This is a genomic window from Nitrosopumilus sp. b2 (assembly GCF_014078535.1).
Lineage (GTDB): Archaea > Thermoproteota > Nitrososphaeria > Nitrososphaerales > Nitrosopumilaceae > Nitrosopumilus > Nitrosopumilus piranensis.
This window is the reverse complement of sequence record NZ_MU078703.1, coordinates 49934-72242: the sequence shown is the minus strand read 5'-3', so window position 1 is coordinate 72242 and position 22309 is coordinate 49934. Positions and strand designations below refer to the sequence as shown.

At 35.9% G+C, this 22309-nt stretch carries 31 protein-coding genes and 1 tRNA gene; 11 read left to right on the top strand and 21 right to left on the bottom strand.

Annotated elements, in window-relative coordinates:
* Nucleotides 1–85: 85 nt before the first annotated feature.
* Nucleotides 86–652: an OsmC family protein gene (locus tag C6989_RS05955; RefSeq protein WP_182126647.1), complete on the top strand. Its 567-nt coding sequence runs from the start codon at nt 86–88 to the stop codon at nt 650–652.
* A gap of 235 nt (nt 653–887) precedes the next feature.
* Here the strand turns inward: C6989_RS05955 and C6989_RS05950 are convergent, their stop codons facing one another.
* On the bottom strand, nt 888–1916 hold the full coding sequence (locus C6989_RS05950) for a hypothetical protein (RefSeq protein WP_182126646.1): 1029 nt from the start codon (nt 1914–1916) through the stop codon (nt 888–890).
* 231 nt (nt 1917–2147) lie between these two features.
* On the opposite strand from C6989_RS05950, the gene C6989_RS05945 reads away from it, so the two are divergent.
* Nucleotides 2148–2804, top strand: a complete 657-nt coding sequence (locus C6989_RS05945; RefSeq protein ID WP_148703833.1) for a phospholipase D-like domain-containing protein — start codon at nt 2148–2150, stop codon at nt 2802–2804.
* Here the strand turns inward: C6989_RS05945 and endA are convergent.
* Nucleotides 2794–3357, bottom strand: a complete 564-nt coding sequence (gene endA, locus C6989_RS05940; protein ID WP_148703834.1) for a tRNA-intron lyase — start codon at nt 3355–3357, stop codon at nt 2794–2796. The two genes, C6989_RS05945 and endA, sit on opposite strands and share 11 nt — an antisense overlap.
* 99 nt (nt 3358–3456) lie before the next feature.
* Between endA and C6989_RS05935 the strand changes: the two genes are divergently transcribed.
* Nucleotides 3457–3966: a 50S ribosomal protein L16 gene (locus C6989_RS05935; RefSeq protein ID WP_148703835.1), complete on the top strand. Its 510-nt coding sequence runs from the start codon at nt 3457–3459 to the stop codon at nt 3964–3966.
* Here C6989_RS05935 and C6989_RS05930 read toward each other — a convergent pair.
* Complete coding sequence (locus C6989_RS05930; RefSeq protein WP_148703836.1) at nt 3958–4221, bottom strand: hypothetical protein; 264 nt, start codon at nt 4219–4221, stop codon at nt 3958–3960. The genes C6989_RS05935 and C6989_RS05930 overlap by 9 nt on opposite strands.
* A 63-nt stretch (nt 4222–4284) precedes the next feature.
* Here C6989_RS05930 and C6989_RS05925 point away from each other — a divergent pair.
* Nucleotides 4285–4361, top strand: a tRNA-Gly gene (locus C6989_RS05925).
* 1 nt (nt 4362) lies between these two features.
* Here C6989_RS05925 and C6989_RS05920 read toward each other — a convergent pair.
* Nucleotides 4363–4791, bottom strand: coding sequence for a hypothetical protein (locus C6989_RS05920; RefSeq protein WP_182126645.1), 429 nt, complete (start codon nt 4789–4791; stop codon nt 4363–4365).
* The gene (locus C6989_RS05915) at nt 4784–6109 is read right to left on the bottom strand and encodes a cation:proton antiporter (protein ID WP_182126723.1); all 1326 of its coding nucleotides are present in this window, start codon (nt 6107–6109) and stop codon (nt 4784–4786) included. Before C6989_RS05915 ends, C6989_RS05920 begins: the two co-directional genes overlap by 8 nt.
* A 434-nt stretch (nt 6110–6543) precedes the next feature.
* On the opposite strand from C6989_RS05915, the gene C6989_RS05910 reads away from it, so the two are divergent.
* A complete protein-coding gene (locus tag C6989_RS05910; protein ID WP_182126644.1) occupies nt 6544–8061 on the top strand; it encodes a chemotaxis protein in 1518 nt (505 codons plus the stop codon).
* Here C6989_RS05910 and C6989_RS05905 read toward each other — a convergent pair.
* Genes C6989_RS05905 through C6989_RS05890 form a run of 4 tightly spaced genes read right to left on the bottom strand, consistent with a single transcriptional unit; the run spans nt 8058 to nt 12327 of the window.
* On the bottom strand, nt 8058–10130 hold the full coding sequence (locus C6989_RS05905; protein ID WP_148703839.1) for a cellulose synthase family protein: 2073 nt from the start codon (nt 10128–10130) through the stop codon (nt 8058–8060). The two genes, C6989_RS05910 and C6989_RS05905, sit on opposite strands and share 4 nt — an antisense overlap.
* 54 nt (nt 10131–10184) lie before the next feature.
* A complete protein-coding gene (locus tag C6989_RS05900; protein WP_182126643.1) occupies nt 10185–11132 on the bottom strand; it encodes a 4Fe-4S dicluster domain-containing protein in 948 nt (315 codons plus the stop codon).
* Between the two features lie 36 nt (nt 11133–11168).
* Entirely contained in the window at nt 11169–11480 is a 312-nt protein-coding gene (locus tag C6989_RS05895; RefSeq protein WP_182126642.1) for a hypothetical protein, read from the bottom strand.
* Nucleotide 11481: 1 nt separating this feature from the next.
* Nucleotides 11482–12327 (bottom strand): sulfurtransferase, encoded by an 846-nt coding sequence (locus tag C6989_RS05890; RefSeq protein ID WP_148703842.1) that lies wholly within the window; start codon nt 12325–12327, stop codon nt 11482–11484.
* 91 nt (nt 12328–12418) lie between these two features.
* Here C6989_RS05890 and C6989_RS05885 point away from each other — a divergent pair, with 91 nt between their 5' ends.
* Together C6989_RS05885 and C6989_RS05880 are read left to right on the top strand one after the other, a co-directional pair.
* Nucleotides 12419–13234 (top strand): NAD(+)/NADH kinase, encoded by an 816-nt coding sequence (locus C6989_RS05885; protein ID WP_182126641.1) that lies wholly within the window; start codon nt 12419–12421, stop codon nt 13232–13234.
* Nucleotides 13224–13703: an NOB1 family endonuclease gene (locus tag C6989_RS05880; RefSeq protein ID WP_148703844.1), complete on the top strand. Its 480-nt coding sequence runs from the start codon at nt 13224–13226 to the stop codon at nt 13701–13703. The genes C6989_RS05885 and C6989_RS05880 overlap by 11 nt, the downstream gene beginning before the upstream one ends.
* A gap of 46 nt (nt 13704–13749) precedes the next feature.
* Here the strand turns inward: C6989_RS05880 and C6989_RS05875 are convergent, their stop codons facing one another.
* The 12 genes from C6989_RS05875 to C6989_RS05820 form a co-directional block, all read right to left on the bottom strand.
* Entirely contained in the window at nt 13750–14172 is a 423-nt protein-coding gene (locus tag C6989_RS05875) for a hypothetical protein (RefSeq protein ID WP_182126640.1), read from the bottom strand.
* A 34-nt stretch (nt 14173–14206) separates the two neighbouring features.
* Complete coding sequence (locus tag C6989_RS05870) at nt 14207–14374, bottom strand: hypothetical protein (protein WP_182126639.1); 168 nt, start codon at nt 14372–14374, stop codon at nt 14207–14209.
* Nucleotides 14375–14714: 340 nt separating this feature from the next.
* Complete coding sequence (locus tag C6989_RS05865; RefSeq protein WP_182126638.1) at nt 14715–15206, bottom strand: tetratricopeptide repeat protein; 492 nt, start codon at nt 15204–15206, stop codon at nt 14715–14717.
* An 81-nt stretch (nt 15207–15287) separates the two neighbouring features.
* Nucleotides 15288–15971, bottom strand: a complete 684-nt coding sequence (locus tag C6989_RS05860; protein WP_182126637.1) for an ERCC4 domain-containing protein — start codon at nt 15969–15971, stop codon at nt 15288–15290.
* Between the two features lie 53 nt (nt 15972–16024).
* Nucleotides 16025–16414 carry a prefoldin subunit beta gene (locus C6989_RS05855; protein WP_182126636.1) on the bottom strand — a complete coding sequence of 130 codons (390 nt, stop codon included), beginning with the start codon at nt 16412–16414 and terminating at the stop codon, nt 16025–16027.
* A 23-nt stretch (nt 16415–16437) separates the two neighbouring features.
* The gene (locus C6989_RS05850) at nt 16438–16683 is read right to left on the bottom strand and encodes a KEOPS complex subunit Pcc1 (RefSeq protein ID WP_148703849.1); all 246 of its coding nucleotides are present in this window, start codon (nt 16681–16683) and stop codon (nt 16438–16440) included.
* Entirely contained in the window at nt 16667–16879 is a 213-nt protein-coding gene (locus C6989_RS05845) for an eL43 family ribosomal protein (protein ID WP_148703850.1), read from the bottom strand. The genes C6989_RS05850 and C6989_RS05845 overlap by 17 nt, the downstream gene beginning before the upstream one ends.
* 1 nt (nt 16880) lies before the next feature.
* Entirely contained in the window at nt 16881–17699 is an 819-nt protein-coding gene (rrp42, locus tag C6989_RS05840) for an exosome complex protein Rrp42 (protein ID WP_148703851.1), read from the bottom strand.
* 3 nt (nt 17700–17702) lie between these two features.
* Nucleotides 17703–18437 (bottom strand): exosome complex exonuclease Rrp41, encoded by a 735-nt coding sequence (gene rrp41, locus C6989_RS05835; protein ID WP_148703852.1) that lies wholly within the window; start codon nt 18435–18437, stop codon nt 17703–17705.
* The gene (gene rrp4, locus C6989_RS05830) at nt 18437–19117 is read right to left on the bottom strand and encodes an exosome complex RNA-binding protein Rrp4 (RefSeq protein ID WP_148703853.1); all 681 of its coding nucleotides are present in this window, start codon (nt 19115–19117) and stop codon (nt 18437–18439) included. The genes rrp41 and rrp4 overlap by 1 nt, the downstream gene beginning before the upstream one ends.
* Entirely contained in the window at nt 19117–19803 is a 687-nt protein-coding gene (locus C6989_RS05825) for a ribosome assembly factor SBDS (RefSeq protein WP_182126635.1), read from the bottom strand. Before C6989_RS05825 ends, rrp4 begins: the two co-directional genes overlap by 1 nt.
* 102 nt (nt 19804–19905) lie before the next feature.
* Nucleotides 19906–20259, bottom strand: coding sequence for a DUF6659 family protein (locus C6989_RS05820; RefSeq protein ID WP_182126634.1), 354 nt, complete (start codon nt 20257–20259; stop codon nt 19906–19908).
* A gap of 88 nt (nt 20260–20347) precedes the next feature.
* Here C6989_RS05820 and C6989_RS05815 point away from each other — a divergent pair, with 88 nt between their 5' ends.
* The 4 genes from C6989_RS05815 to rpsI are packed head-to-tail and all read left to right on the top strand — an operon-like array spanning nt 20348 to nt 22307.
* Nucleotides 20348–21013 (top strand): DNA-directed RNA polymerase subunit D, encoded by a 666-nt coding sequence (locus C6989_RS05815; protein WP_148703856.1) that lies wholly within the window; start codon nt 20348–20350, stop codon nt 21011–21013.
* 43 nt (nt 21014–21056) lie between these two features.
* Nucleotides 21057–21404 (top strand): 50S ribosomal protein L18e, encoded by a 348-nt coding sequence (locus C6989_RS05810; RefSeq protein ID WP_148703857.1) that lies wholly within the window; start codon nt 21057–21059, stop codon nt 21402–21404.
* Nucleotides 21397–21861: a 50S ribosomal protein L13 gene (rplM, locus tag C6989_RS05805; RefSeq protein WP_148703858.1), complete on the top strand. Its 465-nt coding sequence runs from the start codon at nt 21397–21399 to the stop codon at nt 21859–21861. The genes C6989_RS05810 and rplM overlap by 8 nt, the downstream gene beginning before the upstream one ends.
* Nucleotides 21858–22307: a 30S ribosomal protein S9 gene (gene rpsI / locus C6989_RS05800; RefSeq protein WP_012214808.1), complete on the top strand. Its 450-nt coding sequence runs from the start codon at nt 21858–21860 to the stop codon at nt 22305–22307. Before rplM ends, rpsI begins: the two co-directional genes overlap by 4 nt.
* Nucleotides 22308–22309 lie beyond the last annotated feature (2 nt).

Sequence of the window (22309 nt, the reverse complement as noted above, 5' to 3'; positions counted from 1 at the left end):
CATTTCTGACTATAACTATATAAATTATGATATCATGATAGCATTAAAAGTAATACTAATATGAGGATATCATGATACCATTAGTATGAAAACCAAACAAATTCAAAAAGAGTTAGTCAATGGTGTTGATGTTCCAAAATTGACACAAATCATTGATGAATTAACTCAAAACCCTAACTTGGCTCAATTCCATTTTTGTGCAAAGAATAACTGGGTCAATGGAGGTGAAAACCAAACAACTGTAAACGAGTTTTACGGTGGCAGTGTAAAACATGTTAGAAGCAAACCTTTTGTCTTTACAAAAGACGAGCCAACCGTTTTGCTTGGACATGACCAAGGTGCAAATCCGGTAGAATATGCATTAACTGCGCTTGCAGGGTGTGTCACTACCACATTGGTATATTATGCATCCGCGATGAATGTCAAAATCAACAAAGTAGAGTCTACTTTGGAAGGAGATATTGACTTGAGAGGCCTGCTAAACATTGATGAGAACATCAAAGCAGGTTACAAGAGCATTGATATCAAGTTCAAGATTGATTCAGATGCATCTCCCGAGACATTACATAAACTCATGGAGATTGCAAAAAAACACTCCCCAGTAGCAAATACCATAACAAATGCTACTCCAATAAATGTAAGCTTGGCGTAATGCCAACTTTTTTCTTTATTTTCAACTATTGGAAGCCCCGTAGTAGGATCACATATGAAATTTCAGTGTACTACTTTATTCATAAATCTAAAAGATCTTAATTACTGATAATTCTTTTTCCAAATAAGTGACATATATTTCTCATAAGGTCAAATGGCTATCCCTTGTCCATACCCCAGCATTACAATTTTTTAATGAAAAATTTTTTGATAGTTCTAAAAATAAGAAAAAAGGGTTATTTTGCAAGTACCATAGAGTAGCTTACAGTGAAGGGATTAGAATTCATCGTATGGAGTGCTAATGCATTTCCAGTGAACTGAACAGAACCTGCTGCCTTTGATGGAACCAATATCAGTGCATAATGAGTTTCGCCATCTGGAGTCCATGAAGGCATTCCAGCTAGTTCACCTTTAGACATTGGGCCTAACAGGGTAACAATTTGAACTGGCTCTGATGCATCATATGTTAAATGACCAGAGTATGCTTTGTCTCTTGGAGCCAACAGTACTGCTAGTTGATGTGACTCATGACCAATACCTGGATCTTGTGAAGAAGTTGTTGTTCCTCTGAATACCTTTTCACCATCAACTACACGTTCAGTGTATGTTACTGAGTATGTAACGGTAAATGATTCAGGATTCTTGGTATGAACTGCAATTGCATTTCCTGAGAATTGCCAAACACCTGCAGAAGTTTCTTTATCTACAAATGTTAGACCGAATTTTGTTTTACCATCAGGTGACCAAATTGCTTGTCCTTTATCCATTCCTTTCTTCAATGGTCCATGTAATGCAACAAGCTGAACATTTTCAGATGCGGCATATGTTAAATGACCGCGATAAACTTTGTCACTAGGTGGCAAAATTATTGCAAGTTGATGATTCTCATGACCTTGGCCAGGATCTTGTACAGAAGTTAATACTCCAGACATAGTCTTTGGTACTTTCATGGAATGAGCTTCTTTTGCTTTTTCCATAGTTTCTGCTTTCATATCCTTCTTTGGTACGTCTTTGGCTTTTTCTGCTGACTCTGCTTTCTTTTCAGATTTTACTGCCTCTTTCTTCTTTTTCTCAACAGGTTTCTCTTCTTTAGGAATTTCAGAACACAGTCTGTCACCACATACTTTTTTGGAGCCAATCTCTGTGAGTGAAGTTCCTTTTGATTTCACTGCTTCGGCAAATTGTACAAATCCTGCTGGACCTGCAATAACTCCTGTAAGTAATACGGCAACTGTGAAAAATGCCATAATTGTTGTTTTTGTCATTAAGTATTGGTAATTTTTTATGAATAATAAACTTGATCGAAAGTTTAGTTTTTTTTTTGAGTACAAAACCCTGTTTTAATAAAAAACATTATGAAAGGAAGATAAAGTCATTATTTTTCGTTTCAAGGTTTTGTTTTTTTAGCATATCTTTATCCAAATAACGGGTAGATTACAAAGTAAAAGATTTTTCAAAATTGTTTCTTTAAATAACAAATTCAATGATGACAAATATTGGGATTACGAGAAATTGAGCTAAAAGAGGAATATCGTTCGGACTTGGATGATATCGTAGCAGAATTTTTCTTTCCATGTCTTGCTCAATGTATAGAATATGACAGATGCGTAGATTTTCTCTCAATTCAGACGCTGGCTACAATTGCTATGGCATTTGAGAATTTTTCAGAGGGCAAAGCCAAGATGAGAATGGTAACAGGTCATAGATTTAGAACAGAGGATCTTAATCTATTTACGAAATTATTTTCTGAAAAGTATACAAAATCATTTGAAGGAATCCTAATCAAAGATACCAAAATCCAAAAATTGCAAGACATAGTCAACAAGGGTCAAATTGAATTAAAGATTGCAATTCCAAATTCAGAACAAGTTGCTGAATCTTTTTCAGAAAGAATTGGTATTTTTAGAGACGAGAACGATGATGCAGTTGCATTTACTGGAACTTCAAGAGAGTCATTTTCCACTCAAACAAGAGACTTTGAATCAGTTGATGTATTTACATCATGGAATGACAAGTCTAGAGTGGAAAGAAAACAAAAGGACTTTGAAGAGTTGTGGGAAAACAAGACAAAGTACTTGGAGGTTTATGATTTCATGTATGCCCAAGAGAGAAATCTCTTAAAGTATTCATCAGAGTGGCTCTTCAGAGATTAAATGATTCTTCTAGTCTTGCCTTGTTTTCATGGAAATTCATTTTATTGATTTTGTAATAGATTACTTCGCCACGTCTCTCAATTACTGCAATTATTGGCTCTTTTCCCATTTGTGTTATTTCTTGAATCTTTTTTTGGAGATGTCCCATCTTCTCTTGTTGTCCTTCATTTAATCCAAATATCAAAAATTTTGCCCCCTTTTCACCAAAGTGTCCTCTCTCATAGACTCTAAAATCAGAGCCAAATCCAAACCCATCCTTTACAACATAACCTCTGTTCCGGAGATCCCGATAAATCAAAAACTTTGTAAGAATTTCAGAGTCAGTCTTTTGACAGATATTCATAAAAGAATCAAAATCGATTTGTTTTTTTCCTTTCTTTAGAATCAGTTTGCTTGTGTATAACAGGTATAGTGTCTCAAATTGTTTTAGAAATAATTTCTCTTTTTCAATTTCTCCATACCCTTTTAGTTCAAGTTCATGAACCATATCTCCATCAGAGATGCAGGCTTGATCTGAAACCAAAATGCCTTTGACTAAAGGAGTATCTTCCATGACGAAAATAAAACCAAATGATTTCCATATAAGCATTGGAAAACACGAACAAATCTCTTCTAACCGTTAAAATATGGGCATTCATGGCTTTACCATATCATGCATGGTGCCAATTATAGAGAAGGAAATGGTCAGGTCTTTACCAGAAAAAAGTACATCAAAGGTAAACCACAAATCAAAATTGCAAAATTTCAAGGTGGAAAAAGAGGCACATACCAATACTGTGTACAATTATGCATCAATGAGAAGATGCAGTTAAGACACATGGCAATAGAGTCAACAAGACTAGCAGCAAACAAGACACTAGAAAAAACAACTGGAGAATCAGGATACTATTCCAGACTCAGAATTTACCCACATAACATGCTAAGAGAGAATAAACAGATTGCAACTGCAGGTGCAGATAGAATTTCAGAAGGAATGAGAAGAGCATGGGGAAAAGCCACCAGCTTAGGTGCAAGAGTAAAAGAAGGTCAATGTATCATGGAGCTTTATGTCAATGGCGATGCGCATCTGACAGCAGCAAAAAAGGCACTCAAAAGCGCATGTGTGAAACTACCAGGAACACCAACAATCAAAGTTTTAGATTGGAATAAACCATCACCATAGATTTTCCAAATCAGATTTTCTGTTTTTAATAAACTCTAAAAATTCTTCAAATTCAACTTTGGTAGGTTCTCGATTCAAGATTCGTTTTGATTGATAATAAAATGCATTATAGATTCTGCCAACAACAATACCCAAAGCAAAGGATTTAGAATTATCAATTTCAGACAACATTGAAATCAATTGTTTGATTTCATCTTTGTTGGAGATTGATTCTTGAATTTTTTCATTAATCTTTTTTAGAAGAATTTCATCCATAATGATTCTTCATTAAAATAGTTAAAAACAGTTTAATATCCAAATTCAGCCTCTAGGTTTGTTGCAGTTATAGTACAGTCTGGTTAGTACTCGTGCTTGCCAAGTACGTGACCCGGGTTCAAATCCCGGTAACTGCACCACTTATTGGTTTTTAGGAATTAAAGCAGTTTTTATGATTTCCAATGCATCATGAGCTTTTTCTGGACGTGGAAGTTGAATCGCAATTACATTATCCTTTCCGTATTGAGATTCAGGAGAATTCAATACAAGCATCGAGGTATTTGCTAGTGCTTCAAAAAACTTCAAGTCAGTTTTTGCATTGATGAGAAATCTTTCAGATATATTTCCAATTGAAAAAGTCAAAACAATTTCAACAAAAACATTTCCCAATCCGTCTTGCAGAATGTTAAGATCAGTGTTTACAGAAAATGGTTGTCCCTCAGTTTTGGCTCTAATATCACCATATTTTTTTGCATCAATAACAATACAGGGCGTCTCCTTTCCTTCAAAATCAAAAGTGGTAATGCCATCATGTACTTGTTCTAGCATTCGTTTTAGTTCATCAGACATTGTCTTTTTCTAATTTGGGGACTATTTTATCTCCGGCTTTTACCAAGAAGGGTGAAAGAAATGCAGTGATAATTGAGATAATACCAACAAGAGGGAACAAGAAAGCACTAACTGCACCAATATCTACGCCAGCCTTTACGATTACAATTGAAAATTCTCCTCTAGGGGCAGCCAAAGTAAATGCAGAACGTAGTGATTTTCCACGTCGTTGCCTAAACAGAATGTTTCCAATCATATTTCCTCCAAACTTCATACCTGTTGCAACTGCAATCAAAGCAATAGCTACCCAAATGTAATTTTCAATTTGAGAGACATCCATCAATGCACCAACTGAGATAAAGAAGATTGCAACAAACATGTCTTTAATTGGACTAGAAAGAAGTTTTGCAACTTCAGCAGATTTTGATTCAGCTACCAATACACCTGCCAAAAAGGCACCAATTGCAACTGAGAGACCCACAATATTTGCAAATAGGGCATAACCAAAGCAGACACCAAGAACACTAAGCAGCAGAATTTCACGATGCTCTGCTGCTGCAACTCTATCAATTAGTGGAGGAATTACGCGAGTTCCAACAGTAAATGTTCCAACAATTAATCCAGTTGCAACTAGAACAACTACAATTATGGATTCAATGGACACACTACCAACTAGTGCAATTGACTGCAGTGATGAAATCAAGATAACTGCAATGACGTCTTCTACAATCAATATTCCTAAAACAAGTATAGAAGATTCTCTTTTGATCTTCCCCATATCTTCTAAAATTTTTACAATAATCGCAGTACTGGATATTGATAAGGCAGCTGCGATGAACAATGCATCCATAAATTCCATACCAAGAGCAGTAGCTGTGTAAAACAAAGCACCTAAAGTTGAGAACAATCCAATTGTACCAACTCCAACTGCAACACGCCCTATGCTTCTAATTTTTGCATATGGGAATTCAATTCCAATTACAAATAGAAGCAAAATCACGCCAATCTCAGCAAAGAGATTCAACGCAGAAATATCAGACAGTATTCCTACGCCTTCTAAAACATCTGAAGATGGTCCACCTTCTGGCAACACCCAAGACCAAAATGGAGACAGGGGTCCAATCAGCATTCCTGCAAAAAGATATCCAATAATTAGTGGCTGTTTGATTTTAAAAAATGCAAGAGTTACAACTGCCCCAATAATCATGATAAATGCCAAGTCTGTAACAAATGAAGTGTGGGGTAGCTCAGGGGTAATCTGTTCAATTAGAGTAGTAACAGTATTGTTAAGTGAGCTTTGAATTCCACTAGGATTTAGCTGTAGTGGAATATCTTGCATGTTTTCACTTAACAAATTTGTTTAAAAATGATTACGGATTAAAAAGTTGAAAATAAAATTAGAAAAACATCTCATGATTGAATACAGGCTCAAAAAAAATTTCATAATGTTTAACCTCTTTATTTCCAATAGTCATTGTCAAAATGCAGAGTGATGATTAGGTCAACTGAATCAAATGTAGAGATATGACCTGGGGTATCTGACTGCATAATTGGTTACGTTGTCATTACCTTGATATTAATAGTACGGTACCATACCGTACTATATGATTCAATGTGAATATTGTACAAGAGGTTTTATCGAGACAGCAAACGGACTGGCCGAAAAGACCTTTCATGAGTTACTACACGAACCAGAAGTTGTAAACAAGTAACTCTTTACATTTTTTATTTTAGACCTAACTTTTTTATCGTTAAATTTTCAATTCAAGTGATATGGCTGCAAAAACTACAAAGAAAAAGACCCCAAGCAAAACAAAAAAAACTGTAAAAAGAGAACCAAGTCCATCTGTTTTACTAAAAAAAGTAGCAACAGTCTCAGACACCAACAAAGCATTACAAAAAGAGATCAAAGCAATGTCAAAAATTTTTGGTGAAAACCAAAAAGTTCTAGTGTCCATGAAAGGAATGATTGATTCTCTAACGACAGCACTAGAACATATCCAGAAACAATCAAAGCAGATCAACATTATTGAAGATGACACACAAAAGCTATATGCAGGATTGAATCAAGTTAGGACACAATCTAATCTGGTAAACAAAATTAACAATCAAACTGCAAAATTGCAAGAAGAGATTAACAGAATTACAGAATTACAAAAATCAACAAAAACTCAAGAAATTACTCAGCAAGTAGAAGAGAGTATGAACTCCATTAGAAATAACTCTCAAATGATAATCAAGATTGCACAAAGAATCGACGAGGTAAGAGATGATCTTAGAAAAGTATCAGGAAAGACTGATTCATTCTTAGAAGTTGGTGCAGAAATTGATAAACTAAAAAACAGCATTGAAGAGATTTCAGGAAAAACACAAAAGCTTGAAACAGGCGCTCAAATTATTGAAAGTCTAAAACAAGAGCTCTCAAAAATTACTGAAGGAGTATCAGATAATTCAAACCTAAATTCAGAACTAGATGCAATCAAAGTAACAATTGATGCAATTTCAGCAAAGGCATCAAAGATTGACTCTCTAGGCGGAGTTATCGAAGGTCTAAAGCAACAATTTGAAACAGTTTCTGCCAAGGCCAGCTCAGCAGACAATGTAAGTCTAGAATCAATTAAAGAGTTAACAGGCAAGATTGACAAGATTGAGACAGAGATTGGAACACTGTCCCATAGAGCAGACTCTACTGCATTTGTAGGTGAAGGCCTCAAATCAGTACAAGAGGATCTCTCAGATTTCAAGCAAAACGTCTTTGATAAGACAAACAGCATTGAGCAAAAAATCTCATCTGCATCAGAGATGCTAAAAAGACAAGATGCATCTACTATAGAATTTCACAAAAAGACTGAAAAATTGTTTGAAGAGATGCAATCAGTTAGAAATGTTACAAGTAAGGCCTCAGATGATTCCTCAAAGGAGATGATGGCATTGTTGAAGCTATCAGAGTATCAATCAAATATCAGAATGAATGCAGAATCAAAGTATGGGGATGTAAAGGATCTTGAAAAGATGGCAGCCCAAACTGCAGACATTGTAAATCTGTTTGACAGAATTTCAATAGAGTCAGGTGAAAAGATTCCCCTACCACATGAAGTCAGACAATGGGCAGTAAGTAAAATCCTAGATTGTGCAGACAAGTGGGAGATTCGATTCAGTGACGTTTATTCAATTTTGACAAATGCCATTGGACGTGACTTGTTAAAAGAAGCAGTTAGAGTTCAACAGATTAGAGATATTTACGGAATCAGAGCAGTTGATGAGATTAGAAAGGATCTAAATATTTCTTAGATTCCAGATTCGTCTACTTGTTTGAGTTGCTCTTTCTTTCTTTTTAGTGCTGCAAAGATTCCTAACAGTGCAGCAATCCAGACTGTTGCAAATACCATATTTGCAACACTGACATACATGTATGGGGTTGCATCCATGATGTTAGTTTTGATAAGAAGAGCTCTATCACTTACATCCATCATTCCAGTATGATATGCAGAACTATCCTTTGGAACTGTAGATATTTTATCAACGCTTGCAAGCATTGTGTCAAGATTATCTTGAATTCTAACAAAGTTTGTAGATTCAGTTGAAAATAGCCAAACAGGGTTTTTAGATATTAGTTCACCATCAGCATTAGTTTTTTCAGGGATTAGATCATTTGCCATAATAGTATCCATGTCTGCCTGAATTGCCACCAAATGAGTGCGAATTGCAGCAGGATCAGATGAACCAATAATTCCATCAAGGTTGCCCCTTATTCTATCAAGTGGGTAAATGTCAACACTATATCCGTAGATTGCCATGAATCCACCAAAAACAATTATTCCAACAATTCCAACCATGGAAAGTTTGTAAACTCTATTTGCCATCTTCTCTTTCTTGGTCATTACACGGGAAACACTTGATTTATTTCTTTTAAATCGAGTGTGTGACAGGCTCAGGTAAGCAATATAGAAGAATCCAATTGTTTGCAGGGCAATAATTGGAACAAAGATAGGGTTGTTTGAAAATATTGAAACAAAGATGCCCAACATACCATAAATTCCAAAGAAGATCTCAAGAAGAGTCACTTGTGAGAAAGGCAAGTTGTATGCGTTGCTTTTCCAATCATCTTTTGTTTTAAGGACGCCATATTTTGGAGTTCTAAGAAATTCGTTCTTTTTGCCAAGTACTGCATCAAATACTGCAACAGTATTGTTCACAGACATTCCAGCATTATAGACTAGCAATGTAGGAAGTATCTTTGCCTTTGATTTCCACGACTTGTGATACATGCTTTGTATAATCATAATGTATGCACCAGGACCCATTGCAAGATATGTTGCAATTGTTATTGCAGGAAGAAAGCTAATCACATAGAGATTAACTTGTCCTGCTAACAAAATAGGCAGTGCCAAAAACTGAATCAACATTAGTGGATAAACAACATGACGAGTAAGTTGGATGAATGCCTGAATCTTGGCTTCAATTGCAACTTTACGTTTTATTGCAATGTCAGTAAGTAATTTTATTGCACACTGTATTGAGCCCTTTGCCCAACGGAATTGCTGCCTTTTTGCAGCATTCATTTGAACTGGCAACTCTGCATCAACTACAATGTCTGGCAGAAAGACACATTTCCATCCCTTCATTTGGGCACGATAACTAAGATCAAGGTCTTCAACCAATGTAGCAGTATGCCATCCTCCAGCATCTTCTATACAATCACGTTTCCAGATTCCAGCAGTACCATTAAAGTTCATGAAAAGATGAGAGTTGCTTTTTGCCTTTTGTTCAATTAGAAAATGAAAGTCAAGACTCAGGGCTTGTGCTTGAGTTATTGCAGAATAATTTTCATTGACATGACCCCATCTACATTGGACTAGCCCAATTTTTGAGTTTGAAAAGTGAGGAATGGCACGTTTTAGAAACCATGTTGGTGGAATAAAGTCAGCATCAAAGATTGCTACAAGTTCAGTGTCAGTTGACTTCATTGCATGCTTTAGTGCACCTGCCTTGTATCCGTCTCGGGTTCCACGTCTTACGTGTTCAATTTGAAATCCTTTCTTTTTGTAGTCATCAACAGTGTCTGCTAAAAGTTCCACAGTATCATCATCTGAATCATCTAATACCATTATCCTCATTTTGTCTTGAGGATAATCCAGATTACATACAGAGTCAACTAGTCTTTTTGCAACATATTTTTCATTGTATATTGGCAATTGTATTGTAATTGAAGGGGTACCCAACTCGGCAGTCTGCAGTAAATCCTTTCTCTTTCTTGAGAGAAACGCCAGATAGTAAAAATTGCAAGTGTATGCAGTAATAATAATAGCAGATATGATAAATAGATCAAAAACCAATTGCGTGAAAGGGTTGAATGCCATATTCCCTAGCTCTCAGAATCACTATTCATTATTTATACTTGCAAAAAACTTTGATTATTTCTGTTCGAAGATCTTGATTGCCTGGGGTGGACAAACTCCCTCACATGCAAGACAAAAGATACAATCAGGTTCTTTTGACATTAGTGGTTTCTTTTCAGATGCAGGATTTCCTGGAGTGTCAAACCACTCATACACACCTACTGGGCATGCTTCGATACATCCACCATCTGCAACACAGATATCATAGTCAACTGACACAAACTCTCCCCAAACGCCCAAGATTGCATTGCTTGAGCCCTTTCTGCCCCAAGTCTTGATAGTATGTTCAGGTGCCTCATAAGGAGCAGATGTTTTCATCTTTTGTTTGAATTCAACATCAATTGGTCCAGGTTTTGCACCATCTGGAATTTCTATATCACCATCATCTTCTTCTACTTCTTCTTCAGTAGCTTCAACTGGTTTTGGTTTTGCACCAAGGACAATCTTTGCTAGTGGAGTAAGGTCTTCGAGTTTTTGAATTGCTGCAACTTCAGATATTTTTTCTGTCTTTACAAAATAAGAAATCATCTTGTCTGCCAAGATTGTGTTTCTTAGAATAGTATCAATTACCATTTTTGCAAAATGGTCTGCCTTCTTTCTGTAATCTTTGACCCAGTTAGGATCTCCAAATTTTTCAATTGGGAAAATCTGATAAATAATATCAACTACTTCGCCAGTAACAATTTCAACTGTTACAGATAACTCTACTTCTTCGTATCCTTTTGCATCAGGATCATCCATGTTTTTTTCAGTCCAACGATATGTTGCAAAAACTCTATCGGCATACTTGTCCATCTCAAATGCTTTTTTGAGACCATCATGAACGGATTTAATCTCATTAGGATCCTCTAAATTAATGGGTAATCTGTATAGTCCCAGTTTGAATCCATGCAAAGGATATACACCACGTTTTGCAGTAGGTGCTTCCATAGACCAAACTCGATCTTTGAGGAGTAATGACATCTGAGTCTTGTGAATCGATTTTATTTAAAAAGGTTATCAGTCGTCATCGTCAGGGCAAGTAAGTTCTCTTAGTTCAGTGTATTTTTTCTCCATTGCTTCAGCATGCACCAAAACAGCAGAAAGATCGTAAGAATCCTTTGGGAAATACCACCTAATTGGAACCCAATGACCAATTCCATCCATATCATGAATCATTCCTTTGTCAGCCTTGACATTGAGTTTTTCATCAACAGATGTCTCCTTTACATATAGTCCTCTCTTTGTCTTGTCTTCTATGACAAGATCAGTTTCAGAATCTTTGATAAAATAAAAAGATCCTTTCTTTAGAACAGGAAGGTCTAACAGCAATTTATTTTTCCACTGGATTTCCTATCATGTTTCCCCATTCAGTCCAAGAACCATCATAGTTTCGAACCTTTGGATAACCAAGTAGGTATTTTAGAACAAACCAGCTATGTGAAGAACGCTCTCCAATTCTACAATAACAAATTACATCTTTGTCAGGTGTAACTCCCTTTGGTTCATAGTTTTTTCTTAGTTCTTCAACTGCCTTGAAAGTTCCATCAGCATCATTGACTGCAGTTGCCCATGGAATATTATTTGCATTTGGAATGTGGCCGCCTCTTTGCGCATGCTCCATTGGATACTCTGGGGGTGCAGTAATCTCTCCTGAAAATTCTGCAGGAGATCTAACATCAACCATGACTGTATCTTCTTTTCCAAGTGCACGACTTACATCAAATAGATATGCACGTAGTCCCTCATCTGGCGGTTGTGCCTTGTATGCAACAGATGCAAATTGTGGTTCTTCAGTTGTGTATTCTCTATTTTCTAGCTCCCACTTTTTTCTGCCACCATTCATAATCTTTAGATTTTCATGTCCATAGATTTTAAAAACCCAAAAAACAAATGCTGCAAACCAATTGTTAAAATCACCATAAAGAATTACTTCGGTGTTTTCAGTAATTCCGTTTTTTGCCATTAGTTCTTCAAATTTCTTTTTGGAGATAATGTCTCTTGTAACAGGATCATTAATGTCGCGTTTCCACCAGATTAGACTGGCTCCATTAATGTGACCTTTTTGATATCCATTTACGGGATCATAATCGACTTCAACTAATTTTCTATTTTCATTTGGAGGATTTTGTGAAACCCATTCTGTATCAACTAAAACTTCTGGATGTGCGTAACTCATGTGTTAGTCTAGATGTTTTTCATACTTATTTGTTTTTCCTAGTAATGGAAAAAATATCATTTTTAAGTAAATGCAATTTTTAGAAAACTGGTTGAAACTACAAAACGTTGCAGTGGTAAGTAAAGTAGGAAACAAGGATTCTGAGAAAGCTGCAATAAATGTTACAAGAAAATTATTGGCAAAAAAATCCAAAGTATACACAATTTCACCTATTCAAGTTCAAGGTGCAAAAACAATCGAGTCCCTTGAGGAATTAAAAAAGATCAAACTTGATCTAGTCATAACACTTGGGGGGGATGGAACGACATTACGTGTTTTTAGAAACCTGGAAAATGAGACACCAATTTTGACAATCAACGTAGGGGGAAACAGAGGGATTCTAGCTGAGATTACAATAGACGAGATAGATAATGCACTAAACCAAATTCAAAAAGACAAATTTTTCTTAGATAAAAGAACTAGAGTTACTGCATCTTGCGGAGGAAAAGAGTTTCCACCTGCACTCAATGAAATATACATCAGTAGAACAAATCTGACAAAAACTGCCGAAATTGAAATAAAATTCCAAAATGATACTGTAAAACAAAAGATGGATGGAGTAATTGTTGCAACTCCAAGCGGTTCTACTGGACACTCTTTTTCATTGGGAGGACCAATTTTGCATGAGAGTTTAGATGTTTTGATAATTACTCCAGTGGCACCAGTGTATAGATTGGAATCAATTGTTGTACCAGACGAAAAGATTGAGATCATTAGCTCTCATGATTGCAACATTGTAATGGATGCACAAGTAGTCAAATCTGCAGGGTTTGAAGAGACAATAACTATCAAGAAATACAAAAAGCCCGCAGTATTTGTTAGATTGAAAAAACGTGGATTAAGACAAATGAGTAAGCTTGGATTTTAGAATTTTAGATGCTAGTGCATTTTATGCAGGTGTTCCATTTAGATCATCTAGTGATTGTTATACTACACCACTAGTTTATGATGAGATAAAACACATAAAGAAAAATCATGATGCCTTGGGGACATTACTTGAAACAAACAGACTAAAAATAAGAGAGCCTGACGAAGCATCTACAAAAGCTGCTACCAGTGCTGCAAAAAATACAGGAGATTATCCACAACTATCAAAACAAGACTTGTCAGTCATTGCATTATGTATTGATTTGAATGGCGAGATAATCAGCGATGACTTTGCCATATCTAATGTTGCAAAAAATTTAGGGTTGAAAATATCACCTATCATGACTCAGGGAATTAGAGATGTTGGAAAGTGGGTACACTACTGCCCTGGATGCAAAACTAATCACACTACAGGAAAAGAATGTCCAATGTGTGCAACCCCACTAAAAAGAAAACTACTCAAAGAATAGAGTTTCAAATTAATTTAAAAATAAAAAAAATGGAGAAAATACTCCACTATACTTTGTGATTAAATGGGGAAATTAAAGAATCAACCATGCCTTTGTGAATGTTGACAAAAGTACTTGAATTCTCATTCCATGTCTTGATGTTTTGCTTCATTGCATCAATTGATACAACAGACATCTTGCTTTGAACATCCAGTGAACGATTCACCTTTTCTGCTGAATCATGTACAAAACTAATTGATGCTTCTGGGAGATTTGATTTAATTCCTGCTTTAGTTGCAAATTCTCTCTGAATTTCAAGTGTAGATGATGCTGCATTACTCAATGATCTTACATATTCCTGAAACAGATTGGTAGTTGCTTGATGCAGTTGTGGAACTGATTTTTCTATGTTTGAATAGAATGTTTCCATGCCGTCTTTCCATACAGAATAGAGATCTTTGTGATTGCTTATATTTTCAATTTTACTCATATTTTTGCACCTCCTCCTATTTGATTAAGTGTGATTACTTGAGATCCTCAAGCACGTCTTCATCTTTGAATATCCACGACAAACCTAGCATGTCAATAGTAGAAATCTCCTGGCTAAAACTTGGAGCGTTTTTGGTATCACCAGTTTTTAGCACAGACAAACTGTCTGTTGTTTTCTTTGCAATTTGTATGAGGTGACTCATGGTAATAGTATGAGGTCAGAGATTATTAAGGAAAGAGATAGATGACTCTAATCTGAATGAAATCAACTGTAATCTGTAGTTAATTAGGATAGATACAATATTGCCTTAGTGAATTCGTGATAAGACAGCTGTTCTATATTAGTATCCTATCTCATTTTCAAAAACAGGTCTGCCTTCATTTGAATTCACTTTACAAATTAGAATTATGAAAGATGTGAGCCAACAAAGAATATTAAATTAGAACAAGGCTCTAGTTTTATTCTTGTAGTCTTTATCTATTGAATTAGGTGTTGTCATTAAAAATAGTCACAGAAAATTGTAAAAATAATAACTTAAAGTGTTAAACTGTAATTTCTTTAAATTCATTAAGTTTTCGTATCCCTTCAAATTCAATATCAAATTTAGCTTTTTCTTTGAATGAAAAATCTAATTTGATAACATTAGATAAGATCTTTATTCCTTCTTGAATTTTTCCAGATTTTATTAAAGATGATGCTTTGTTGTAAAGAGTAGTAGGGTTGTTAGGTTTTTCTTTCAAGACTTTATCATAGCAACCTATAGCAATATCAACTTGTCCTAGATAGTGGTGTGCCAATCCTTTGTTAAGTAATGCTAAGAGATTTTTTTCTTGAGAAAGAACAGCATCATATGCAATGATTGCTTGCTCGTATCTAGCCAATTGTCCTAGAATATGTCCTTTTTTTAGCAAAGCCTGAATATGTTTTGGATCTTGTGCAAGAATTTTATCATAAATTATCAATGCATCTTTTGGATTTCCTAGATTCATCAATGTCTGACCGCTTTTTATCAGAGATTCAATTGTTTCAGACATTAGATAATGTATTAATTTGATTTTCTATATATTCTTCTGATTCTCTAGATTCAATTTTAGTCCAATTATTGTTGGAATAATTTAAGAGTCTAGAGTTTTTTGATTTGATTTTTTTAGATGTTTGCTTTTAGAGTCAAGGGTTTTCTTGATTTTCTTTGCTCGTGATTCTCCTAGTCCCTCTACTTTAGCAAGTTCAGCAGTAGTTGCTGCAAAAACCTTCAATGGCGTTCCAAACTTTTCAAGCATTCTTACAGCAAATTTCTCACCAACACCAGGCAAGCTACAAAGAACGGATAGTTGTTGTCGTTCCAGATCAGATGATTTTTTTATTTTTTTGAGATACGGCCCTTTTGGAGCATCCTTTCTTGAACACATTGATACCAACAATTTTGCAGTATGTGTTGCACTAGGTGTAGGGATTACTGGAATTTTAAAATCAAGTACCACAGTTGAGATTGCACCATAAAATATCAAGGGGTTTTCTGCAATCTCTTCAATCTCATCAACATTTCCCTCCATTAGAACAACAGGGTTTTCAAAATGCTCCTTGAGTCTAGTACATTGATCAAACAGCCTCCCATCAAAGACTGATGCCATCAGATCACGAATACTTTTTCGCTCTACAACTGTTTCAGGAGCTACAATATAGTCACCTATTGGAAGAGTCTTCATCTCAAGGTTTAGGCCAACTGATTTTAGTAGTTCAGGGATGCCACTTTTTTTCTCTCTCTCATCTACAATAATTCGAAGATTTTCTAGTTTCACAGATTATAGTTGAAAAGAATTGTTAATATCTTATATGAAAAATATCTCAGAGATTATTTTCTAGGATTATCTTCAGGTTTTGGAGATTCTGCAGAACCACTCTTCATCATTTCAGTGATCTTTGCTTCTTGTTCTTTGAGGGTTTCTTTGACACGTGTCTCTTGTTTTTCTAGTACTGTGGCACGTGTTTTTGCCATCTCTTGTTTTTCTTCCAACTCATCAATTAGTTCTTTTTTTGTAGATTTTAGCAAGACAGTTCCTGCTTGTTTGAATACTGCATCAGCATCACCAACTTTCTTGAGTTCCTCAAGTGCTTTTTCAGTCTCTGCCTTTTCCATTTCAAGGTGTTGTTTTTGAGTCATGATTGACTGGAGGTTTTGTTGAGATTGTTGTAGTTTCATCAATTGTTCTTGAAGCCATGGTGGCATTTGTCCTGCTGACATGATTTATCACAATTTTTGTTTCATTATATCTTTACCGATTCAATAGAATCGTTGCTTACCTGAATCAGTCTTAGAGTAGAGTTGAGATTTGCCCTCAAATGAGGAAGGTGTTCAGACTCTACAGAAATTATTATTTTTTTGTCTAGTTTAATTTTGGTTTTGACTGGATTTTCAGGATAAAACTCATTATCAGTATTTACAGAATCAAAAATTGCCTTTGTTTTGTCTTTTGCATCAACTGTGATTTTTGCACTAAATTTTAACATCATATGCTGTTCCAGCTACTTTAAAGCTGCATTTTTTACAAGACCAGATTCCAACTGCATCTCTTCCAAATGTTGTTGAACCACATTCAGGGCATGCTCTCTTTTCTTTTAATTTAAGATGAATTTTGGTGTATTCTTTTCTAATCTTAATTCCGTATCTTGCGCCAAGACCTTTGAGAGATTTCTTTCCTTTTGCCATTCTATTGACCTGCCTGCTGAGCTGCTTTTAATTTTTCTCTTATTTTTGCACCTACTCTAACTGAAATTTCTCCACATTGAACTATTTCATCTACTGTAAATCCATCTTCACCTCCTTTTTGTAAGGCACAAATGTTTCCATCAGAGTCGCTTGTAATTGTAATTCTTGCATCCATGCTCTCCCATTCATCACCATTAGGATCAACTATGATGTGCTTTCCAATTTTGGCCATAGTTACTGATACAGGAATTGTAGTAATTGGGACCGGTACGTCTTCTCCTTCAACTAGTGCAGGGGCGTCATCAACCCAATTCCATTTTGGGCTTTTAGATGATAGTAATGCAGCAGTTGCAGCATAAGAGCATGCATCAAAGAGATTTCCGTCATAATCAACAACAACATTGTCTGCAAAAACACCAATGACTGACTTGTCTTTTTCGATAACTAATTGTGATACATCAATCATGTGACTTTCTCTAATTCCTCTATCCACAACTCTTGCTAATTCAATTACCTCAGGTCCTGGAGGTCCTGTCTCAACTGTAGGATGAGACAGTGGTAATAGTTCAGCAGTACAAATGAAGAGACCTTTGTCACCAGTATCAGGAAATGGTCTGTCTGGTTGAATTTTAACACCACATACAACTTCGGTATCACCTAGTCTAACTCTTGCAGAACCATTTGCTTTTGGAATTGCATTTATTTGAATGGTGACTTCTCTTGGCTCATCTAGTGCTCTGCCATCTACTCTTTTTCCTTGTTCTAATAGTTCAATAATTTGATTTTTCTTTAATTCATCGATAACTGTATGTGATGTCATTTCCTAGTCCCCACTATTTCCAAAGTATTTGTCGTTGAGTGCCTTCTTTTGTAATTCATAAACAAGTTTACAACCGTCTACTCCAACTTGAACACATTTTTTGTATTCTTCAGGAGTAAGTACGCCGTCTAATTGTAATAGAGTAATTTTTTCAAGGTTTGGCATGTAACCAATTGGCATGTCTGCTTGACCTGCTTGGTCTTCTTCATTATTTACATCAAGAATTACAGTATCTGCAACTTTGCCTGCGGCAATTGCTGCAACCATATCTCTCATTGGAATTCCTGCATCAGCTAATGCAACAGATGCAGCAGTAAGTGCAGCACAACGGGTTCCACCATCTGCTTGCAATACTTCGATAAATACATCAACTGCAGTTCTTGGAAATTTGTCCAACATTACTGCAGGCTCTAGTGCCTCTTTGATTACTTTGGAGATTTCAATCTCTCTTCTTGAAGGGGCAGGATTCTTTCGCTCACCGACAGAGAATGGCTCCATGTGATATCTAACTCTCAAAATACCAGTGTCAGTGTTTGACATGTGTTTTGGATGAACATCTCTTGGACCAAAGACACCAACTAGAATTTTGTTGTCTCCAAATTCAATATAGGCAGAACCGTCTGCGTTTTTTAGTCCACCTGCTTTAATCATAATTCTTCTTGGCTCATCTACGGTACGTCCATCACAACGTTTTCCGTTTTCGTCCATAAGGACCATTGTTGCTTCTCTTCCACCCATTATGATTCACCTTTTTTATCTAACATTTCTTTCACTTGATCAGTCAAATTTGCAACGTGTGCTTGCTCATTTACCATCTGAATTGCTTTTTTAGCCTTTAATAATCCCTCTGGGGATTCACATGAAACCACAACCCAGCCATTTTGGCCTATTGTGATTGCAGCATCAGTTGCCTCCTCTATCATCTGAATCATACTTCCTTTCTTTCCAATTAGGCGGGGGACTTTGCTTGGAGAGATTTCTACCAAGTCTCCAGAGTCAATCTTTCCCAAGTCTCTATCAGAGATGGAAACCAGTGGATCTCTAGTTCTATCAAAGTTTGCAATCCTTGCAGCTACAAGATCTCCTGTCTTTAGTTTAGTGGCAAGTTCATCAGCATGTGCTGAAAAGTCACGGCCAAAGACATCTTGTGCGGGTAAAAATCCAACATAGCATGAATTGATATCCAACTCCCATGACAATGATGTATGTGAGTTTACTTTGCCAATTACTAGATCATTGATTTTTGGAATATATTTTCCTGTTAATGGAATTACACGAACTGAATCATCATAAATTTCAGAGATTCCAATAGTAGTAGAAATTATTTTGTTGCCATCAAGTATTACATTTTGTTCAGGTCTAAAGGGACCAGTAGTTACAACATCGCCTGGAATAACGTATTTTCTCCTATCTGCCATTACTGCATTACCTCAACTGAAGCAGAGCCTTTGGTTATAGAACCTAATCTGTCTATCACGTTTGGCCTTGCTGCAGCGGGTATTTCAAGTATTGCTTTTAGAGAACCATTATTTTGCCATTCTTCTTTTTTCAGAGAACCTACTGATTTTAGAACGGCATATGATTGCGAAGCATATTGTGCTGGGATGATAATCTCTAATTGCAAATTTTCAGATTTTAGTGCAATTATTGAACGGAGTTTTTCTACAATATCTTTTACTTGTTCATCAACGCTTTTTTGTGGATCAACTGAAACTCGTCCATCTTTCATTGCTTGCTCAACTCTCAGAGGAGGATGAGGCAAGTGAGTTTTAGGATCGACATAGGTCTTTGCAATGTATGATACAATCTGTTTTTTCTTGTCTTCAATCATTTTTCGTCTTTGATCAGTTGTAAGGTTAAGATCACCTTTCTGCATAATTATCTGAGCAATCTCTGCCTGATCTTCAGTCTTGAAAGCTTTGAGTAGTTTTTCAGTTGAAGGCTTTGTTCCCTTTCCTGAATCAGTGTAGATTTCATCTGAAACCAAAATTGCAGAAATATCTTTCTTCTTCCCAAGCTTGTACTCTAGTGCAGGGTCTGGTTTTACCAATATCTCAAACTTCTCTCCTTCAAAAGAGAATCTTGCAACTGTTACATCGGCCATTTCTAAGTAATGTATGATAATTTGGTATTTATCTCTACACACAAAACTACATCATATTGATTTGAATAGTTGCACTATACATCATATTTAGAAATTAATTGTCTAATTGTGAATTAGATCAAGTATTTTTTTAATGATACTTGTGTGATCAGCATCAATCTCAGTTGTAATCATTAAGAGATGGGTTTCATCAACTGGAAATGTTATTCGTTTAATTTTGTCATATTCTGCCAATGCATACTTTGCAGGACCAATCTTATGCTCAATATTTTTCCGAGTTTGCCATCTTTGGGATGCATGGTAATGCATCATCTCAAGTTCTTCATCGCTGAGAATCGGACTAATCCCAGCTCTAAAACCACCTGCAATTTTTACACCAGCACTATTTTGAATCGCAGCATATCTAATGGAAGAATTCAAATTCATAGTATCAGAATAGAGTTTTTCAAAATCCACAGATTTTCTAGAAAAAATATGGACTTAAGCATATCTTCTAGAATTCAAAATAGACTTGTTTCAGACTCAAAACTAGCTAGATTTTTATGTGGATTTTAAAGATTTTCTTCAAGATTTGTCATCCTTAGAAGTAATTAGCAAAGATAATCAAAAAATAGCTTTAAAGCTTAAGGGCGTACCATTACAGTATGCAAATGCCCTCAGACGTGTTTGCCTTAATGGAGTACCAGTCTTTGCAATTGATACAGTAGACATTATTGAAAACACCTCTGTTTTACCAGATGAAGGTCTGGCACACAGATTGGGCCTTATTCCACTCAAGACAGACTTGAGTAGATTCAATGAGCCATCAAAATGTGACTGCCAAAGTGAGACAGGATGTTCAAATTGTAAAGTAATGTTAGTTTTAGATTCTGGGGACACAGATGTCACAAGAACAGTTCTGTCAAATGAATTATCATCTGAAGATGATTCAATTGCTCCAATTTCTGACAAAATTCCAATAGTAGAACTTGCACCAGGTCAAAAGATCAAAATTGAATGTTATGCAAGACTTGGACGTGGCACAGAACATGCAAAATGGAACTCTGCAAACATTTCAATGCTAACTGAGACAGACAAAGATGACGAAAGAATTCTCACTGTTGAATCAACTGGCGCCCTTAATCCTGAACAGATCATTTTATCAGGAGTAGAAGAAGTAGGTAACAGATTGACCGAATTCAAAGACACAATCAGTCAAATTAGTGAATAGGAAGCATATACGTTATATTTGGGTTTTAAACCGCATTATTCACATGACTAATCAAGTAGTTATACGCATGGCAAAAGATCTAAAGTCAGCATCAGCTAAAAACGATGCTCCAATATGGGCAAAACTAGCTGAATATGCACTAAAACCATCTATTGCCAGAAGAGATATCAACTTGAACAAGATTGCCAAGCTAACCAAAGAAAACGATACTGTAGTATTCCCAGGTAAAGTTCTTGGAACAGGCAATGTACCTCACAAAATCACACTATGTTCATTTTCAATTTCAAATTCTGCAGCTAGCAAAATTCTTGAAAGTGGCGGAAAACTAATCAGTTATTCCCAACTAATCGAGCAAAACCCTACTGGAAAAGGAGTCGTATTACTTGGCTAGCCAAGAGACAGTCGTCAGAACTGACAGACCAATTGTAGTAGATGCAACTGATCATATTGCAGGCAGGTTATCATCAAATGTTGCAAAATTACTAAAACAAGGTCACAGAGTTTCACTTGTAAACTGTGAGAAAATTATGTACAGCGGAACAAGATCAAACCTAATCAAAGAGTACAGAGCATTTTTAGAGATTAACAGTATCATTAATCCAAAACATGGACCAGTCCATTATAGAAGGCCAGACACAATAATTACAAAAATGATTCGTGGAATGCTACCATATGAGAAAAAGCCATCAGGAATTGTAGCACACAAAAGACTAAGAGCATACATTGGTTCTCCAAAAGAACTAAAATCATTTGATAAGATTCAATTTGAGAAAGCAAAAATTAAAAAATCTGCATCAAACTATACCACAATGGGAGAATTGTGTAGGGTTATAGGGTGGACTGAATGACAACACCAAAAACTGAAATTTATTTTGCAACTAGGAAAACATCTAGTGCACACGTTTACATCACTAAAGGACAAGGTAAAGTTAGAATTAATAACGTACCAGTTGAGATGATTCCACAAGAGACTGCTCGCGAAGTAATTTTAGCACCACTTGAAATCACAGGTGATTTGAGAGACAAAATCGACATCTCAGTTAGAGTTAGAGGAGGAGGCTTTATGGGACAAGCAAGTGCTGTTGCAACTGCAATCTCAAGGGCACTAACTGGATGGACAAAGTCAAAGAAGGATCCAAAAGATCATCCATTCCCAAAATCAACTAGAGAAGACCTTAGAAAGAGAATCACAGATTATGACAAATACCTAATCAGCGGGGATGCCAGAAGAAAAGAACCAAAGAAGTTTGGCGGACCTGGTGCAAGAAGAAGAAAGCAAAAATCATACCGTTAGAC

What these genes read in the sequence shown, in the direction of transcription:
- C6989_RS05955 (WP_182126647.1), top strand. Translation starts at nt 86, where the DNA reads ATGAAAACCAAACAAATTCAAAAAGAGTTAGTCAATGGTGTTGATGTT.
- C6989_RS05950 (WP_182126646.1), bottom strand. Translation starts at nt 1,916, where the DNA reads ATGACAAAAACAACAATTATGGCATTTTTCACAGTTGCCGTATTACTT.
- endA (WP_148703834.1), bottom strand. Translation starts at nt 3,357, where the DNA reads ATGGAAGATACTCCTTTAGTCAAAGGCATTTTGGTTTCAGATCAAGCC.
- C6989_RS05935 (WP_148703835.1), top strand. Translation starts at nt 3,457, where the DNA reads ATGCATGGTGCCAATTATAGAGAAGGAAATGGTCAGGTCTTTACCAGA.
- C6989_RS05930 (WP_148703836.1), bottom strand. Translation starts at nt 4,221, where the DNA reads ATGGATGAAATTCTTCTAAAAAAGATTAATGAAAAAATTCAAGAATCA.
- C6989_RS05920 (WP_182126645.1), bottom strand. Translation starts at nt 4,791, where the DNA reads ATGTCTGATGAACTAAAACGAATGCTAGAACAAGTACATGATGGCATT.
- C6989_RS05915 (WP_182126723.1), bottom strand. Translation starts at nt 6,109, where the DNA reads ATGCAAGATATTCCACTACAGCTAAATCCTAGTGGAATTCAAAGCTCA.
- C6989_RS05910 (WP_182126644.1), top strand. Translation starts at nt 6,544, where the DNA reads ATGGCTGCAAAAACTACAAAGAAAAAGACCCCAAGCAAAACAAAAAAA.
- C6989_RS05905 (WP_148703839.1), bottom strand. Translation starts at nt 10,130, where the DNA reads ATGGCATTCAACCCTTTCACGCAATTGGTTTTTGATCTATTTATCATA.
- C6989_RS05900 (WP_182126643.1), bottom strand. Translation starts at nt 11,132, where the DNA reads ATGTCATTACTCCTCAAAGATCGAGTTTGGTCTATGGAAGCACCTACT.
- C6989_RS05890 (WP_148703842.1), bottom strand. Translation starts at nt 12,327, where the DNA reads ATGAGTTACGCACATCCAGAAGTTTTAGTTGATACAGAATGGGTTTCA.
- C6989_RS05875 (WP_182126640.1), bottom strand. Translation starts at nt 14,172, where the DNA reads ATGAGTAAAATTGAAAATATAAGCAATCACAAAGATCTCTATTCTGTA.
- C6989_RS05870 (WP_182126639.1), bottom strand. Translation starts at nt 14,374, where the DNA reads ATGAGTCACCTCATACAAATTGCAAAGAAAACAACAGACAGTTTGTCT.
- C6989_RS05865 (WP_182126638.1), bottom strand. Translation starts at nt 15,206, where the DNA reads ATGTCTGAAACAATTGAATCTCTGATAAAAAGCGGTCAGACATTGATG.
- C6989_RS05855 (WP_182126636.1), bottom strand. Translation starts at nt 16,414, where the DNA reads ATGTCAGCAGGACAAATGCCACCATGGCTTCAAGAACAATTGATGAAA.
- C6989_RS05850 (WP_148703849.1), bottom strand. Translation starts at nt 16,683, where the DNA reads ATGATGTTAAAATTTAGTGCAAAAATCACAGTTGATGCAAAAGACAAA.
- C6989_RS05845 (WP_148703850.1), bottom strand. Translation starts at nt 16,879, where the DNA reads ATGGCAAAAGGAAAGAAATCTCTCAAAGGTCTTGGCGCAAGATACGGA.
- rrp42 (WP_148703851.1), bottom strand. Translation starts at nt 17,699, where the DNA reads ATGACATCACATACAGTTATCGATGAATTAAAGAAAAATCAAATTATT.
- rrp41 (WP_148703852.1), bottom strand. Translation starts at nt 18,437, where the DNA reads ATGGGTGGAAGAGAAGCAACAATGGTCCTTATGGACGAAAACGGAAAA.
- rrp4 (WP_148703853.1), bottom strand. Translation starts at nt 19,117, where the DNA reads ATGGCAGATAGGAGAAAATACGTTATTCCAGGCGATGTTGTAACTACT.
- C6989_RS05825 (WP_182126635.1), bottom strand. Translation starts at nt 19,803, where the DNA reads ATGGCCGATGTAACAGTTGCAAGATTCTCTTTTGAAGGAGAGAAGTTT.
- C6989_RS05810 (WP_148703857.1), top strand. Translation starts at nt 21,057, where the DNA reads ATGACTAATCAAGTAGTTATACGCATGGCAAAAGATCTAAAGTCAGCA.
- rpsI (WP_012214808.1), top strand. Translation starts at nt 21,858, where the DNA reads ATGACAACACCAAAAACTGAAATTTATTTTGCAACTAGGAAAACATCT.